General features: G+C 57.8%; 11 protein-coding genes. 4 read left to right on the forward strand and 7 right to left on the reverse strand.

Going from position 1 to position 15,759, the window contains the following annotated elements:
* Window positions 1–34: 34 nt before the first annotated feature.
* The 4 genes from VMJ32_00765 to VMJ32_00780 all read right to left on the reverse strand — a co-directional run bounded on the left by VMJ32_00765 (window position 35) and on the right by VMJ32_00780 (window position 8,340).
* Window positions 35–4,693 carry a c-type cytochrome gene (locus VMJ32_00765; GenBank protein ID HTQ37525.1) on the reverse strand — a complete coding sequence of 1,553 codons (4,659 nt, stop codon included), beginning with the start codon at window positions 4,691–4,693 and terminating at the stop codon, window positions 35–37.
* A gap of 110 nt (window positions 4,694–4,803) precedes the next feature.
* Window positions 4,804–6,177, reverse strand: coding sequence for a hypothetical protein (locus VMJ32_00770; GenBank protein ID HTQ37526.1), 1,374 nt, complete (start codon window positions 6,175–6,177; stop codon window positions 4,804–4,806).
* 86 nt (window positions 6,178–6,263) lie between these two features.
* The gene (locus VMJ32_00775; protein ID HTQ37527.1) at window positions 6,264–7,037 is read right to left on the reverse strand and encodes a cytochrome b N-terminal domain-containing protein; all 774 of its coding nucleotides are present in this window, start codon (window positions 7,035–7,037) and stop codon (window positions 6,264–6,266) included.
* A gap of 154 nt (window positions 7,038–7,191) precedes the next feature.
* Window positions 7,192–8,340, reverse strand: coding sequence for a ubiquinol-cytochrome c reductase iron-sulfur subunit (locus VMJ32_00780; protein HTQ37528.1), 1,149 nt, complete (start codon window positions 8,338–8,340; stop codon window positions 7,192–7,194).
* Window positions 8,341–8,853: 513 nt separating this feature from the next.
* Between VMJ32_00780 and purD the strand changes: the two genes are divergently transcribed.
* Window positions 8,854–10,143, forward strand: a complete 1,290-nt coding sequence (purD, locus tag VMJ32_00785; GenBank protein ID HTQ37529.1) for a phosphoribosylamine--glycine ligase — start codon at window positions 8,854–8,856, stop codon at window positions 10,141–10,143.
* Between the two features lie 74 nt (window positions 10,144–10,217).
* Here the strand turns inward: purD and VMJ32_00790 are convergent, their stop codons facing one another.
* Window positions 10,218–10,619, reverse strand: coding sequence for a hypothetical protein (locus VMJ32_00790; protein ID HTQ37530.1), 402 nt, complete (start codon window positions 10,617–10,619; stop codon window positions 10,218–10,220).
* A gap of 137 nt (window positions 10,620–10,756) precedes the next feature.
* Window positions 10,757–11,536, reverse strand: coding sequence for a hypothetical protein (locus VMJ32_00795; GenBank protein HTQ37531.1), 780 nt, complete (start codon window positions 11,534–11,536; stop codon window positions 10,757–10,759).
* A 195-nt stretch (window positions 11,537–11,731) separates the two neighbouring features.
* Between VMJ32_00795 and VMJ32_00800 the strand changes: the two genes are divergently transcribed.
* Window positions 11,732–12,622: an SAM-dependent methyltransferase gene (locus VMJ32_00800; protein HTQ37532.1), complete on the forward strand. Its 891-nt coding sequence runs from the start codon at window positions 11,732–11,734 to the stop codon at window positions 12,620–12,622.
* Between the two features lie 181 nt (window positions 12,623–12,803).
* Window positions 12,804–14,129: an alkaline phosphatase family protein gene (locus VMJ32_00805; GenBank protein HTQ37533.1), complete on the forward strand. Its 1,326-nt coding sequence runs from the start codon at window positions 12,804–12,806 to the stop codon at window positions 14,127–14,129.
* Between the two features lie 14 nt (window positions 14,130–14,143).
* Here the strand turns inward: VMJ32_00805 and VMJ32_00810 are convergent, their stop codons facing one another.
* Window positions 14,144–14,335, reverse strand: a complete 192-nt coding sequence (locus tag VMJ32_00810) for a hypothetical protein (protein ID HTQ37534.1) — start codon at window positions 14,333–14,335, stop codon at window positions 14,144–14,146.
* Between the two features lie 278 nt (window positions 14,336–14,613).
* Between VMJ32_00810 and VMJ32_00815 the strand changes: the two genes are divergently transcribed.
* A partial coding sequence (locus tag VMJ32_00815; protein HTQ37535.1) for a PQQ-binding-like beta-propeller repeat protein occupies window positions 14,614–15,759 on the forward strand: 1,146 nt, incomplete at its 3' end.

The raw sequence follows: 15,759 nt of genomic DNA on the forward strand, positions 1-15,759 counted from the left end.
GGTAGCGGCAAGTAGATATGGCATGATGCATGGTCTATGGGTTATTGCTCGTACTGCCTGTCGGCGGTGTGGCACTCGCCCCGGCGCCTGGGGCAGCGCCGCCTGAACTGGCCCCGCCGGTCGCCCCTGCGGCCGGTTTAATCCACGATTTCAGCGTGAATTGCGCCTTGGTGAATCGATCCCAATTCATCAGCAAATCGATCACGCCGTCAAGCTGCTGTTGGCTGTTGCCTGGGAACAAATCTTGCGCCACCGGTTGGCCCGGCGGAATGTTCACCGGCATGCCGGTGTACGGCAAAATGCGCTTGGGATTTCCCACCCAGTGTTCCACGTAGTCGGGCCGCAGCCGTTCGTTGACGCGATCTAATTGCGGACCCATGGCCCGTACGCTGCCGCCGGGAGTGTAATCGCCCACCAGGTGGCACTTCACGCAGTAGTTGTTGTTCGTCACGATTTTAAGCGCATCAACCAGGCGGTTGTGATGGCTTAGTTCCTGGGCCGTGAGGTAATCGCCGCTGGTTCGGGCATCGAACTCGTAAGGCGCGGGAGCGTCGTCCCGCGCGGCGAAAAAGTCGACCAACGCGGTGGCGTCGTTGGAACTCATGTTGAATTTCGGCATCCGCAGCACGACCGCCGGACGAATGGGGTACGGCTCCAACAGGAAATCGTGCAGCCAGCGGGTTTGCACTTTTTGGCCTTCGCCGATCAGCGGCGGCGGCAGCCAACCCCACGCTTCATCCGCCTTGGCGTTGGGATTTATTTTTTGCTCGTCGGCCACTACCGTCGGATAAATCCAGCGGCCTAAATCGCCGCCACGCCCGGAAAACTTGGCCGTGACGCAATTGTCGGGCACCAGCGGATTTTTCGAACCCACGAGCCAGGCCTTGCCGTCCAGCAACGTGTCATGCCACAGCGTGAAGCGTTCGCCCAGGCCGCCCCCTTCGAATTTGTCGCCGTCCTCGTTTTCGTCGGTGGTGGCAACTTCCCCTTTGGCGTCGACCACCGGCCGGCCGTACAGTTGCGCGTGCAACAGGCCGCGGCGATCTTCCTTTTGCGAATCCTCAATTTGCGCCGGCGTGAAGTGCGGCATCTCGAACGGATAATCGGCCGTCTGCACGGCCGCGCCCAGCGAACCGGCCTTGTAGGCCACATCCCAGCGGTCAAACTCCAACTGGTGGCACCCCGTGCAATTGAATTGCTCCACCATCTTGATGCCGCCAATCACGGCCTGTTCGCGCGGATTTTCGCTGTAGCTGGCCACATATTGCGGCGCCGGCGGTTCCGAAACCAGGCCCAACACAAACGTCATGATGGCTTCAATTTCGTCCTCTTTGAACGGAAATTGCGGCATCCGCAGGCGCTCGTTGTAGCCCTTGTTTTCGGTCTTCTTGAAGTCGTAGCTGCGTGGCGAGTGGAGTTTTTGCCAGATGAATCCTTCGCGCTCGTGCCCCAACAGTTTTTCCATCAGCCAGCCCTGCGTGGGGCCCAGTTCGTCGATGGCGTAATCCATGTTTTCCTGCGGCTCACTGGCCGGCCGAGCTGGCGTGCCATACGGCATGTGATCTGCAACTTGCGAAGCCGCCGCTTGATTTTGAACACTCGCTCCCTGATTCCCTCCGCCGGACTGCTCCTTGCTTTTCCCCGAACCCTGAACCCCGACCCCAGTGCCCTCCTGCTGCGGCCAGGCGTAGTGGGTCACATACTCGCCAATTTGCTCGAACGCCAACCGTGAAGGATCTTTCCGCCCCCAGTCGGCCAGCGCCGTGCCGATCGGCTTGGCGTCTTCAAACCCGGGAATGTCGTGGCAGCCGAAGCAGCCGTACTTGCTGATGGCGCGGCGGCCCACATATTTCAGCGCCCGCTCGGCCGCGGCGCCTTCTTTGATTTCGCTCTGCTTGGAATTCTGAATCAACTCGATTTCCGCTCCCGTCACCCCGACGGCGCGATCCTGCGGAATCCCTTCCTGCAAGTATTGCTTCGCACGCTCGGTCGGATATTTTTCTTTCAGATACACGAGCGCCAAATCAAACAAGGCCGCTTGTTCGGCCGGTGTCAGCTCGTTTTCCGCAGGCACGTCGGTCGGCTTCCAGCCTTCCGTCGATTGCATTAAGAAAGCCACGATGTCCGCAATCGGGTCGCTCACGCTCCCGTCGGCCGCTGTGACCGGCGTCAGCATGGTGTTGGGCATCACCGTGCGGGCGTGATAGTGGGCCGGATTTTTAATCCAACTGTACAGCCACTGCGCGCCATATGGCTCCAGCGACAGCTTAGCCCCCACGCGCGATAAGTTCGGACCTTGCGTGGCCATCGCCTGAGGAAAATCGGCGTGTTGATGGCAGGCGATGCACCGCATCTCAAACGCTTTTTTGCCACGCTCCGCCGACGGCTGCGCGGTAACGCCGGAAAACGGCTCCAAATAATCAAACGGTTGGCTGTTCGTCAGCAGATACTTCGCGATTGCCCGTATTTCCACCGGCTCGTAGCGCTGCGCATCGACGAACCCGGGGCTGTCTTCGTAAACCAGGTTGCCTTTGTCGTCGCGCATCGGCTGACCTTTGGCATCCAATTTTTCGGTCGGGACCAGGTGATCCCATAACCCGAAGAACCGCGGCATTTTTGTGCTGGGCCGAAAATCTCGCGGATTGCGAATCCACGAATAGAGGAAGTCGAACCCGTCTTTGCTGCCCACGTATCGCAAGCTGGGACCCACTTTGCGGAACGTGCCGGGGGTTTCCACGTCTTTCAGCGCGCCCTCCAAATGATCCGTTGCGGGTGCCAGCACCGGCGTCGCCGGCTCTTTGGTTGCCGCATCTGCCACCAAAAATTCGCGCAAGCGGCGGCGAGCGGAGTCATCGTCCGGATGGCCGATCAGACGTTCCACCCAGCTCTTTTCTTCATCCGTTAATTTTGCAAAACCAGGATCGGCTTTGATTTGCTGTGCCGCGGCGTAAAACGTCGGTTCGGCTCGCACATCGGGTCCCACGCGCGTGTTCGGCCCGTTGAATCCGTTGATTTCGTGGCAGCCGAAGCAGCCGTAATTCCGCACCAATTCGTAACCCTTTAGCAACGTCGGCGCCGGCGGGTCGGGATATTTCGCGCTCGGCTCCAAATCGACCACTTCATGATGGCATTTCAGGCAGCTCGCTTCGTCGAACGCCCGTGGATACATCGGGAAAATCCAATGGTGGTTGTTGAACCAGCCGTAATCGTGCGCCCAGTCGCGCCCCTGCTGCGGCGAATTTGGCGTGTGCGAGGCCCATTCGAACGACGTCGCGCTCCCCTGCCCTTGATGGCATATCGTGCAGCCGAATTTATCCTTGGGATGCGGGCTGCTGCCGCCCACGAACAAATCCAGCCGGGGATGCGAACTGAACGGCTCCGGCACGCCGCGGCGGATGGTCAACTCCAACGGCTGGCCCCACTTCACGTTCGTCAGTAAATTCACCAGCGCACGATCAAAATCAACCACGCGCGCATCGTTGATTTTTACCAGCACGTCGCCGGCAATCAATCCGGCCAGCGCTGCCGGACTTTGGGGAAACACGGCGCCGATAGTCACGTCATCGCTCTTCACCATGCCCCGGTCGGCTAGCGCAAACCCGTATACTTGCTCCACATTCACGGGAACTTCGTCCCCCGCAGAATCTTTCTGCGGCTGCGGCGCCTCTTTGGGCGTGGCCAGCGAAACCGTGAAGTTATGCGTTTGCTCATAAGCGGGCAGCACCGCCGAACCAGGCTGCGTTTTTTCGATGGCCTGATGGCACGTCGTGCAATGATCGAACCGCGCCACTTCTTTGAAATTGTTGTTTAGCGTCAGGTCCGGAAGCCAGATCTGATCGATCTTCAGCGCGCTGTTGAAAGCGTCAAGAATGGGCATTTCCAAGACTTGCTTGCCCGGGTTGGCCTTGCGTTGCACAAATGCCTTCCGCAACTGCTCCAACTTGTGTTGATGCTCCTGCAGGTTTTTCGCCGCTACATCCTCCTCCGACGTAATTTGTTTGAAAATGGAATCCAATTCCTTGCGGTGCGTTTGCTCCTGTTGTTGCATGGCTGTCAGCCCGTCGACATCGTGTTTGGCCTGGTCGATGTTCAACTGCAACTGCGCGGTTTGTTCCGCCGGCGCACTTTCGCCTACCGCCAGGCTGTAGGTCGCCATGGCCTTATCGAGAACCGCCTTCCGGAATTTGAGATTGCTCGTGAGATTGTCTTCGCGGAATTTCACCCGGCTGATGAGGTCGCGCATTCGGTTATACAAATCCATCCGCAAATCGCGCCGCTGGCTGGCATCGGTGTAGCCGGCCAGTTTTTCGACGTCGGCGGAAACCAAATCAGCGGCCTGGGAATCTGCGGCGGCTTGCGATGCATCTTGCGCGTCGGTTTTCTTTTTCGCTTCGGTCACGAACTTCGCAAACAGTTGCCGACCTGTGTCCGAAAGCGCCGCCCCTTGCACCGCCTCCAATTGTTGCTTGAGTTGCGTTTCCGTCAGGCTGAAATCGGCGTTGTTTTGTTCATTGATTTTGGCGTCGGCCGTCCACGTTTCGATGTCCCGAAATTCCCGCTGGTAGTTTTTCCACGACCGGTTATGGTCCGCCGCCAGCATCCACACCGTGGTCACCAGCATAATCACGCTGGCCACGCCGAACACGACGTGCATCGACTTCATCGTGCGCCAGGTTGATTCGGTTGCGGGCATAAAACGCGGTCCGTGGTCAGTTGTCCGTTGTCACTGGTTTGAATCACCCATGATCTGAATGTCCGCTTGCGGTTTAGCAAATGACAAAAGACCACTGACAAATGACAATTTCAAAAATTTAAAAAATACTCCGGAATCGCGATGATGTATTTCAAATTCACCGTCCAACGCAGCACCATTTTGATGGGCAGCGTCATCATCAGCAGCAACATGTTCGACATCAGCATGTAGCGGAAAAAACCCATCTTCACGAAAAACTTCCGGAAGACCGTTACCGCCATCAGCGGCGGCAGCACAATGAAGTACGCCAACACCGCCAGAATGCCCGGCGCTTCGCGCAGCAGGATGTACCCCAGCGATTCGCCAAAGCTCGCCCCGGGCGGCGCATGCGGCAGCGATTGCCCCAGCCAGTTGATCCAAAAGTATTCCGACAGGTTGCGGTTATTCAGCACGTCCACCTTGTGCATGTCCCACGTTTCAAACGGCCCGAAAATGTTCCAATTCGGCCCGCGCAAAAATGTGCCCAGCACAATCAGCGTCACCCACAATTCCAAAAATCCAAACTGAAACACCAGGTAACTGAACTTCCGCTCGGCAATGGTGTAGTAGCCATTCCCTTTTTTGTTGAAATCCATGTACGGAATGGCCATCAGCCCGAAAATCACCAAACTGGGCAGCACCACGCCGGCATACCACGGATCGAAATACACCAGCATTTCCTGCAGACCCAAGAAGTACCACGGCGCCTTGGACGGATTGGGCGTTTTCACGCGGCTGGCCGGTTCTTCCAGCGGCGCTTTCAGCGCGATGGCCCACACCAATAGCAGCGCCGTCAAGGCGATCATGCAAATCAACTCGGTGTACACCAAGTCGGGCCAGACCAGTACTTTTTCGTCGTCCAGTTTTTCCAGCGGCACTTCGCCCCGGGCGGTGCGCTCGTCGTTTTGCACCGCTTTGTTGGCGGCCAGCCAGGTAAAAAAGCCCAGCAGAAACACCATCGAAACGATGGGCACGTTGTCCGGCTTGGTGACGATCGCCGCGAAGTTGGGATCGGTCATGGCCATGCCCATGACCAGCAGCACCACATTGAGCATGGTCCAAGCGACCAGCGGCTGCACGAAGAACTTGCGAAACACAAAAAACACGATCAGCAGTCCGCTGGTACCCAAGCTGTACATGGTCGGGCTGGTAAGTTTGTCGACCGTATCGCGCACAAACTGCGGCAACTGCGGCATCATGGCTTCGTTGGCGCTAGCCGCCAGCGGCGACAAAATAACAAACCCAACCGCCACGGCCACCCAAACGAGCGCCGCCCCTATCGCACCCTTGCGCTTCCACAGCACAAACGCCATCACGGCGTTCATCATGGCCAGTGCCAAATAGTACCCGCCCAGGAAGCCGGAAATCCTATCCAAAAATTCCGGCAAATTCCCCTCGGCCGCCAAGAGCGGCACCACAGCCTTCAGCGTAATGTGGACGTCCATGGAAGCTAATTCCGGCTCAATTTAGTACACCCACCGATCACCATCCACCGCCAGCCGACCACTGCCTATCGCGTATCGCCTATCGTTCACAGCGGCCCGCTGATTCCGCCGTCTTTGCGCACGCGCCAAAAGTGAATGGCCATGAGCGTGGCCGCCGCAATCGGAATCGCCACGCAATGCAGCACGTAAAATCGGTTCAAGGTTTCTTCGCCCACGAAGCGCGCGCCCAGCAAACCAAAGCGCGCATCGCTAGCGTTGGTAATCATGTCGCGCCCGCCAATCGAAAGCAGCGCATGCCCGGGACCTTCGTGTCCCAATAGCGGCGTCGCCCGGGCCATGTTCGAACCCACCGTGATGGCCCAAATCGCCAACTGATCCCAGGGCAACAAATACCCGGTGAACGACAACAGCAGCGTCAACAGCAGCAAAATCACACCCACTACCCAGTTGAATTCACGCGGCGGTTTGTAACTGCCCGTCAAAAACACTCGATACATGTGCAGCCACACCGTAATCACCATGGCATGAGCGCCCCAGCGATGCAGTTCTCGCATAATGCCCAGGCTCACCACGTCGCGCAGCGCCAAAATATCGTTATAGGCCCATTCCAGCGTGGGCCGGTAGTAAAACATCAGCAGCACGCCGGTGACCGTTTCGACCAGAAACAGAAAAAACGTCACGCCCCCCATGCACCAGGTGTAGCTCAGCGCGATGCCCTGTTTTTTAATCGATACCGGATGCAAATGCAGGAAAAAATTGGTGAGCATCACCACGATGCGATTCCGCCGATCCACCGGCATGGGATGGCGGAATATGCTCTTCCAAATTTGACTATTGCGAATCGTTTCGCCGAGAGACATGGATGCGAGTTAGTTCAAAGATTTGATGATTGTGCAAATCCACCACGGACGCCACCGAAAGTCAAAAAAGTCGAAGAGTCTAAAAGTCAAAGGGTGCGATGAACTGTTTCATTTTTCGACTCTTAGACTTTTCCATTCTTCCACCTACTCCTTCTCACACCGGCACAAAACAATCGGGATCGGTCCACTGCCCCAACTCTTCCTGGAACGTACGGCTTTTATCCACTTCCAATTGACCATCGTCGCCAATGTGGATGGCATACCGTTCCAGAGGCCGGGGTGCTGGGCCTTCAAAATTAATTCCGTCTTTGTAAAACCCGCTGCCGTGACAGGGGCATTTGAATTTTTGTTCCGCTTCCAGCCAGTTGGGGGTGCAGCCCAGATGCGTGCAAACGGTTTTTAGTGCATAAATTTCCGGCTTGCCGTTGTACTCGCCGTTCACGATCCACACGCCATTGGAGGCCACGAATTTGGTTTCCACCTGCCCGGGCGCGAAGTTTTCCTTGGGACCCACTTTGAACTGGCTGGGGGGCTCAGTCAGCACGTTCGGGAACATGAAGCGCGCAAAGCCAAGCGTCCACAAACCGCCGGTCGCAGCCATCGCCGTCATGCCCACCGCCAACGCCGAGCCAAAAATCGTCCCCAAAAAACTGCGGCGATCTTCTTCCGCGGCCGCCGGCTTGGCGGGCGAAAGTTTCGCATATGCCGGTTTCGGCGGCATCGGCGGCACCGCCATTTTTTCTTTCGCCGGCGCTTTGGGCGATGCCTTGGCCGCAGGCAGTGCCGCCGCTTGTGCCTTCGTCATTGGACCCGGCTTTGCTCCCGCGCGAGCGGCGGCCAAAATGCTGGCAGTATCTTTCTCTTTCACCACCGCCGCTGCCACGGGTTTGGCAGCAGGCTTAGTCGCGGCTTTCTCCGGGTTTGCTTTTGCGACGGCGGCCGCGGGCTTATCGCCCGGAGCTTTGGCAGCAGGCTTCGGCGCGGCAGATTTCGCCGCCGGAGCAGCACCCGGTGCGGCGCCAGGCTTGCCGGCGCGGGCCATGGCCAATATATCTTTCACGCTGGGACGTTCGCCCGCCGCCAACGGTTTGGCAGCCGGCTTAGCCGCAGGTGCGGGAGCATCCTCCGCAGCGACAGGTTCTGCCGCGGCTGGCGCAGCTTCTTCCGCAGGTGCAAAAGCCTCTTCGGCGCCTGCCGCTGCCACGTCAGCTTTGCTCGCCGGTGCAGCGCCGCCTTCTTTGCCATCTGCCTTACGGGCCGCCGCCAGAATTTCGGCGACCGACATCTTTTTCTTGTCTGCCATAACGCTAATCCCTAATCCGCCGGCTTTCCTTGCAGGCGGCACACAATCGCCGGCGCTATCCGCCTGGGTTGGAAAGACACCCGCGATTGATTCACATCCCAATCCTTCAGAATGCACAGCATTGAACCGTGCCGGCACTCGGTTGAGGAGGGGTTTGTGAGATTTTTCACGAAGTATCCCATGTTGTAGCTACCATTCAACTTTTGTCAACCGGGAATCTCCCCACGAAGAGCACCCTTTTTAATTTTACGCACAACGCACAATCGCACGAAATCCCCTCGTTCGGGCCGCAAAAATCATGACCTTCCCTAGCCATTTTTCTGCGTTTTCTCCATTGTGCCCGTTCGCTCCCAGCCACACTCATGCCACGGCGCTTGATGCTTTTGCCAACCGCTCGCACAATACACTGCGTAGCCATTGCAAAGAGAGTTACCAACAGAGAATGCTGCTGCATCATCATTGACAAGCAACGGACCGGCAGCACGCGGCACAACTCACGGAGGATCGCAACTTATGAACATCTTGATTATTGGCGCCGGCGGGCGCGAACACGCCTTGGCCTGGAAAATTAAGCAGAGCCCGCGGGTCAAGCGAGTTTTTGTCGCCCCCGGCAATGCCGGCACGGCCGCCGACGCGGAAAATGTCGATCTTTCCCCGACCGATTTTCCGCGCCTCATCCGCTTCGCCAAAGAAAACGAAATCGCTCTAACCGTGGTCGGCCCGGAAGCGCCGCTGGTGGCCGGCATTGTCGACGCCTTTCAGGCGGAAAAGCTGCGCATCTTCGGTCCCTCCAAATCCGCCGCCGAATTGGAAGGCAGCAAAGTCTTCTGCAAAAACTTGCTCCGCCAGGCCGACGTCCCCACGGCCGAGTATCAAGTCTTCCGCGAAATTACCCGCGCGCTCACCTACCTGCGCGATCGCGAAGATGTGCCCGTCGTGGTGAAGGCCGACGGCTTGGCCGCCGGCAAAGGCGTCTTCGTCTGCCGCGGCCGCGCCGAAGCCATGGATGCGGTCAACAGCCTGGCTAAACAAAAAATGTTTGGCGAGGCCGGCCGCCAAATCGTCATCGAAGAACGACTCGAAGGCCACGAGGCCAGCGTCTTGGCCATCACCGATGGCCGCACCATTCTCACGCTCCCCGCCGCGCAAGATCACAAGGCTGCCTTCGACGGCGATACCGGCCCCAACACCGGCGGCATGGGCGCATACTGCCCCACGCCGCTCATCACCGAAGCCGATCTCCACCGCATCGAGGAGCAAGTCCTGGTCCCTGTGGTCCACGCCCTCAAACGGATGCGTCGACCCTTCCGCGGCGTGCTGTACGCCGGGCTGATGATGACCGGCCAAGGCCCCCGCGTGCTGGAATTCAACGTCCGCTTCGGCGATCCCGAATGTCAGCCGCTGCTGATGCGATTGCAAAGCGACCTGGTCGATTTGCTCGAAGGCGTCGTCGACGACCGATTAGTTACCGTCGGGCCGCCGCAGTGGGATCCGCGCACGGCCGTGTGTGTCGTCATGGCCAGCGCCGGCTACCCGGGCAGTTACGAGCGCGGCCTGTCCATCCGTGGCCTGGACGAAGCGGCCAAAGTCCCCGACGTAAAAGTGTTCCACTCCGGCACCGCCACTGCCGACGGACGCGTGGTAACCAACGGCGGCCGTGTGCTGACCGTCACCGCGCTGGGCAATTCCATCCCCGCCGCCAAACTTTCCGCCTACACTGCCGTCAAGCAAATCCGTTGGGAAGGCGCCTGGTGCCGAAAAGATATCTCCGACAAAGCCCAAGGCTACACTCATAGAGAGTAGCTCTCATGGAAGAAATAATTCCCGCGATGGAATTGCCAATCTGCGAGCGGATGCAAGAAGCAATGACCTGCCACTCAGCCGTAAATCACCTTGGCTGCATAGCGAAACAGCAATACCACCGCCCCAACAAAAATCACCCCAGCGCCCAAAATTTCGATCACTAGCGCCACAGGAAATGTCGTCGAGCCACCCGTATTGCCGCCCCCTCCGGGCAAATCGTATTGCGGTACAACCTGCGGGTCAGAATCCTCCCGCGTAGTCGCCAGCGTTTCGGTACGAATTCCAGATGCAGGAGTTTCCTCTAAGCTGGACACAGTTTGCACGCCCTGCAATGGGCTCGCGTCCAAATTCGACAGGGAAGTTTCCAGTGTCTTCAAACTCGACGAGGGTGAATCGGGAACGGTTTGTCCCTGGGCCCTGGCGAAAACAAACAAGCCGCCAATCAGAAATGCCCCAACCAGCGATGGCTTGAACATAGATGCAGAAGACTCTCGAAAAAATCCGAGCTCCTCTGCCTGGTCACCCCTCATCAAATCATAATCAAAGCCTTCTATTCCATGACACCCATCGTTTGGGTGACACTATTTAATCAACGCTCGTCCCCCCGCACAAATCATGCAGATGCATCGTAACGCAACCACCGCCCACCACGTCGACAACGTGGTAATGCCAATCCCATCAATCCCGCCGCGGCCATCGCAGCCAATATCGCGCTGGCCGGTTCCGGAACCGGCGCGGTAATAATCCGCACTTCGTCCACGGCGCCTCCCACTTCCAAGCTCAAGGCCGTCACCGTGCGCGAAAAACCGATACCGACGTCCCCCGGCACGCCAATCTCCAGACTGTCGTTGCCTTCCAACGGGTCGACCGTCGCTCCCCGATATTGATATCCGTTTGGATAAGTCGTGCTTGAACTACCGACAATCCCGTCGCTCAAGTCGAGATTACTATCCGAAAAAATCGCGCCGATAATGTTTTCGTCAGTGACCACTTCGCATGCCGCCGTGTCAGGGTCAAATGCTCCTCCCGCGGTATCAAAGTGAATCATAAAACTGCTCACCACCGTTCCCGCGGGAATAACACCGGGAAACGTCGTGCTTGGAGTTGAATACAATCCCGGAATGCCGTGGCCCCAGCCGTTGGTGTCGGTGTGCAGATCGCTGGGCAACACAAAGTCGGTCAATTCGTCAAACACCGAAACCTGTCCGGTCAGCGCACCCTTGAGCAACGACGCTGGCGGCGTGGACAATAACACGGCTGGAAAAGGGTAGTCGTTAAAGGTAATGACTTGCGTTACTTTGGCCCGGCACACACGCGGTGCGATCAATGCCACCAGAAACAACCCAATGGCCGACCCCCACGCCAGAAGCGAAATGCCTTGCCTTCGTATCATGGGCCCCTCGTGATGCTTGCCCCCCAAAAAAAGGGTATGCGATATGCTCCGGCATTATAAACCTCCCTTGAGTAGGGGTAAAGCAAATTGTCAAGAAATGCTGGGAACGCTCGCCCGCCCTGCCGTCGGTTCGCCGCCCATTGCGCAACACGCCAAACTACATTACATTAGAAATCAACCGTAAATTCGCCGAATATGCCCACTGAAGTGACCCCTCAACCTGAACCTGCGCTGCGGAACATTTCCGACACGGCGCGCTGGGTCGCCGTGTATCGGGCCCGCGAAACCCAGCGGCCCGACGCCGTGTTCCGCGATCCGTTTGCCGCCCGACTGGCCGGCGAGCAGGGGAAGCAAATCGCGGCCGGTTTCTCGCTCAGCGAAACGCACGCCTGGTCGTTCGTGGCCCGCACGTTTCTCATCGACCGATTCATCACCCAGGAAATCCAGCGCGGCGTCGACATGGTGGTGAATTTGGCCGCCGGCCTCGATGCCCGACCTTACCGGATGGCGCTGCCCAAGGAGCTGCGCTGGGTGGAAGTCGATCTGCCCGATTTGTTGGATTACAAAGAATCGGTTTTGAAAGACGACAATCCGCTGTGCAGCCTGGAGCGCGTCCGGCTGAATTTGGCCGATGTCGACGCCCGGCGCACGTTGTTCGCCGAGCTTAGCGGCCAGGCGAAAAAAGTGTTGGTGCTGACCGAAGGCTTGCTCATTTATTTAGCCGCCGACGAAGTGCGCAGCCTGGCGGCCGATTTGGCCCAAAAGCCCGCGTTCCGCCACTGGATTTTCGATTTGGTTTCCCCCGCCCTGCTCGCCATGTTGCAACAAGGCATGGGGCAGCAATTGGATGCCGCCGGCGTGCCGCTGAAATTTGGACCGCCGGAAGGCCCCGATTTTTTCCAGCCCTGCGGCTGGCAGCCCAAAGACGTGGCCTCGCTGTTGAAAACGGCCGCGCGCTTAAAACGACTGACACTGGGCATGCGGCTGATTGCGTTGCTGCCCGAAAATAAACCCTGGCGCAGCGCGCGGCCCTGGTCGGGCATTTGCCTGATGCAGCGCAGCGCGTCAACTTCCGCTGGCCTGTGACAATTCCTGGTGGTGGGACAATTTGAAATTCCGACAGGCGCTTTTCCCGACTGACACAGTCGGGCTATGTTCAAATTGGCCCACTACCCAATTCCTTGGCGACTTGCATCTGATAGTAATGGCCCTTACGATGAAAAATTCCCTAACGAATTCAGAAAATCGAATACGACGAGAACACCCCATGCGCGCCGCTAAACTTTTGGCCGGTGTCATTTTCGCCTGGCTGGCCCTGCACTTTCCGATTTCTACCCCGGCCGTCGCCGCAGATTCCGCCGGCAAAAACACCGTGCTCTGGATCAGCGTCGACGGCAACCGCGGCGATTACGTGGACCGGGGTGTAACCCCCTTCCTCAATAGCCTGATGCAGCACGGCGATTACTCCAAGCAATTGACCCCCATTTTCCCTTCCCTCACTTTTCCCAGCCACACCTCCGAAGTCACGGGCGTTCTTCCTGGCATTCATGGCATCGTCTCGAACAAATTTTTCGACACCAGCGTTGGCAAACTGTTCGACTTGCCCAGCATGGGCCCGAATCAGCTTGAAGCCGAACCCATCTGGCAAACCGCGACGCGTCAAGGAGTTCGCACGGCGGTGTGGGATTGGCCCCTTTCCTCCAACGAAAACAGTTTGCCCGCCGGCGCCACGCAGGCCGCCATTTATGATCCCAGCGATGCTTTCGATGTGCACGAAACCGATGCTCAGCGGTTGGAAAAGCTGGTCGACGCCTACCGCAAGGATTGCGACAATCCCGACAACAAACAGCCGCTGCGACTGTTGATGGGTTACGCTTTTTCCGTCGATCACGCGGGTCACGGCGACGGTCCGGAATCGGAAGGCGTCACCAAGGCCATCCACGAGGTCGATCAAGACTTGGAAAAAGTCGTGGGCGAAGTGGCCGATGTCTTCAAGCAGCACATGCACCCGGACCAGGGTGACGCGCTGTACGTGCTGATTACCACCGATCACGGCATGGACATCATCAAAACGCTCGTGAACTTAAATTGGCTGATCGGCCGCACCGACGTTCCGGCGCCCGATCCGGTGCGTGCTATCTGGAGCGGCAGCGTCGCCAACATTTATTTGAACGATGTTCCGGGATCCCAGCGCGAAGTGGTGAAGAACAGCATCCTGGAAAATCTCCGCAAGGCTTCCTATCTGAAATGTTGGACGCGCGACGAACTTCCCACGACATGGAATTACGCCAATGCCGATCGCACCGGCGACATCGTCGTCAGCCTGGACCCCGGCTACTACTTTACCAGCCACGATCTGGCCGGAACTGAGCCGGCCGAAGCCGACCCCAAATCGCTCAAAGGGATGCACGGTTACGATCCGGCGTTGGACGACAAAATGTTGGGATTCATGGTGCTGGCGCGATATGGTTCCGATCAGCCGGGCCATGATTTGGGACCTGTTAGCACGCTCCGGCTGCATCCCACGGTGGCCAAACTGCTGGGCATTCAACCGGCCGCCGGTGCAAAAGGTCCCCCGCTCGACATTCCTTAGAAAATGACTTTACCTCATTTCCGCTTGCGTCCGACTTTGCCTTTCCCCTTAGCGGATTTCGCCGCCGCCGCTTTCGCAGGCGCCGTTTTCGCTTTGGCGGTTTTTGTGACCGCCGCTTTTGTCGCTGGGGGTTTTCCCACCTTGCTAAATGCTCGTTCCCAGCCTGTGGCATATTTGTGCGTGGCGCCAATCCGCAAAATCGTCATGCTGTGATCCTTCGGTTTTAATGTTGTGCTGACGGATGTTGGAAATCAAGTTGTTTGATTTTCAAAATACCATGAAAATGTGGTGAACCGTCAAGGGGACGTGGTGGCGAGGCTTTGCGATTTATCTGCAGCGAATGGCGATGGTAGCATGTGCTTTATTATTTCGGGTTGCTTGATTGAGGAGCATCGCGATAATTTACAATCATCAGCAACTTGATCGACGGTTTTGCACCGTCATGGTTTATCTGGTTGCAAAAATCGCTTGAGGAACTGCTGTCATGAGCACTGCTGCTACGCCGTCGAGCGGAAGCAATTTGCCTGTATCCGCAATGCCGCACGGCAGCATTCGCAACGGGGCTAGCCGGTCCGCGCGCAAATTGCGTTTGTGGCCCGCCATCATCATCGTGGGGGTTCTGTGGGGATTTCACTTCGCTGCCGATCACATGGAAATGTCGATGTTTGTCCGCTTTGTTTCGCGGTTCGGCATGTATGGCGTGGTGCTGCTGGTCTTTGTCGTTTGGTGGATGTTTTTCAGCCGCGCACAATGGTCCGATCGGTTTTTGGCGCTCGCCGTATTGATTGCCGCCGCAATCGTAACCGGCCTGTTGGCCGATAAAAAAAGCTTTGGTTCCATGGGAATGATGGGCGTGTTCATGGCTAGTTTCCCGTTGGTGCTGTTGGCTTGGACGGCGTGGCTGTTGGTCTCCAACACGTGGTTTCATTTTTCGCCTCGTGTCGAACGAGTCGGTTTATGCGGCGTCATTTTGGTAACGGCCGGTTTTTTTGATTTGGTTCGTTGGGAAGGGCTCGATGGCGGCCAGCATTCCGCGTTTGCCTGGCGGTGGAGTCCGACTTCCGAAGACCAGTTTTTGGCGGAGCATACGAAGGCGAATTCCGTTGCCACGGCCAGCCCCAACCCCATCGCGGCAAATGCCGGCCCGGCGTTGCAAATTCTTCCCGGCGACTGGCCGGAGTTTCGCGGTCAAAATCGCAACAATCAAGTGCCCGGTCTGAAAGTGGCGACCGATTGGCAGCAGCAGCCTCCCAAGCAGTTGTGGCGACATCGGGTGGGGCCCGCCTGGTCCAGCATGATTGTAGTCCATGGCAAATTGTTTACCCAGGAACAACGCGGCGAGCAAGAATGTGTGGTTTGCTACCATGCCGCCACGGGAGATGAAATTTGGGCCCACGAAGATGCCGCTCGCTTCGAGGAGCCGCTGTCCAGCGCTGGACCGCGCGGCACGCCCACGTTTGCCGTAGGGCGCATTTATTCGCTCGGTGCGACAGGCATATTGAATTGCTTGGATGCCGCCACGGGCCGGCCGATTTGGTCGCACGATATTGTGGCCGATGCCGAAGCTGATCCCAAGCCCGCGCCTTTTACGGCCCGGCAATGGGGATATTCCAACTCCCCGCTCGTCGTC

This window comes from Pirellulales bacterium (genome assembly GCA_035499655.1).
Classification (GTDB): domain Bacteria; phylum Planctomycetota; class Planctomycetia; order Pirellulales; family JADZDJ01; genus DATJYL01.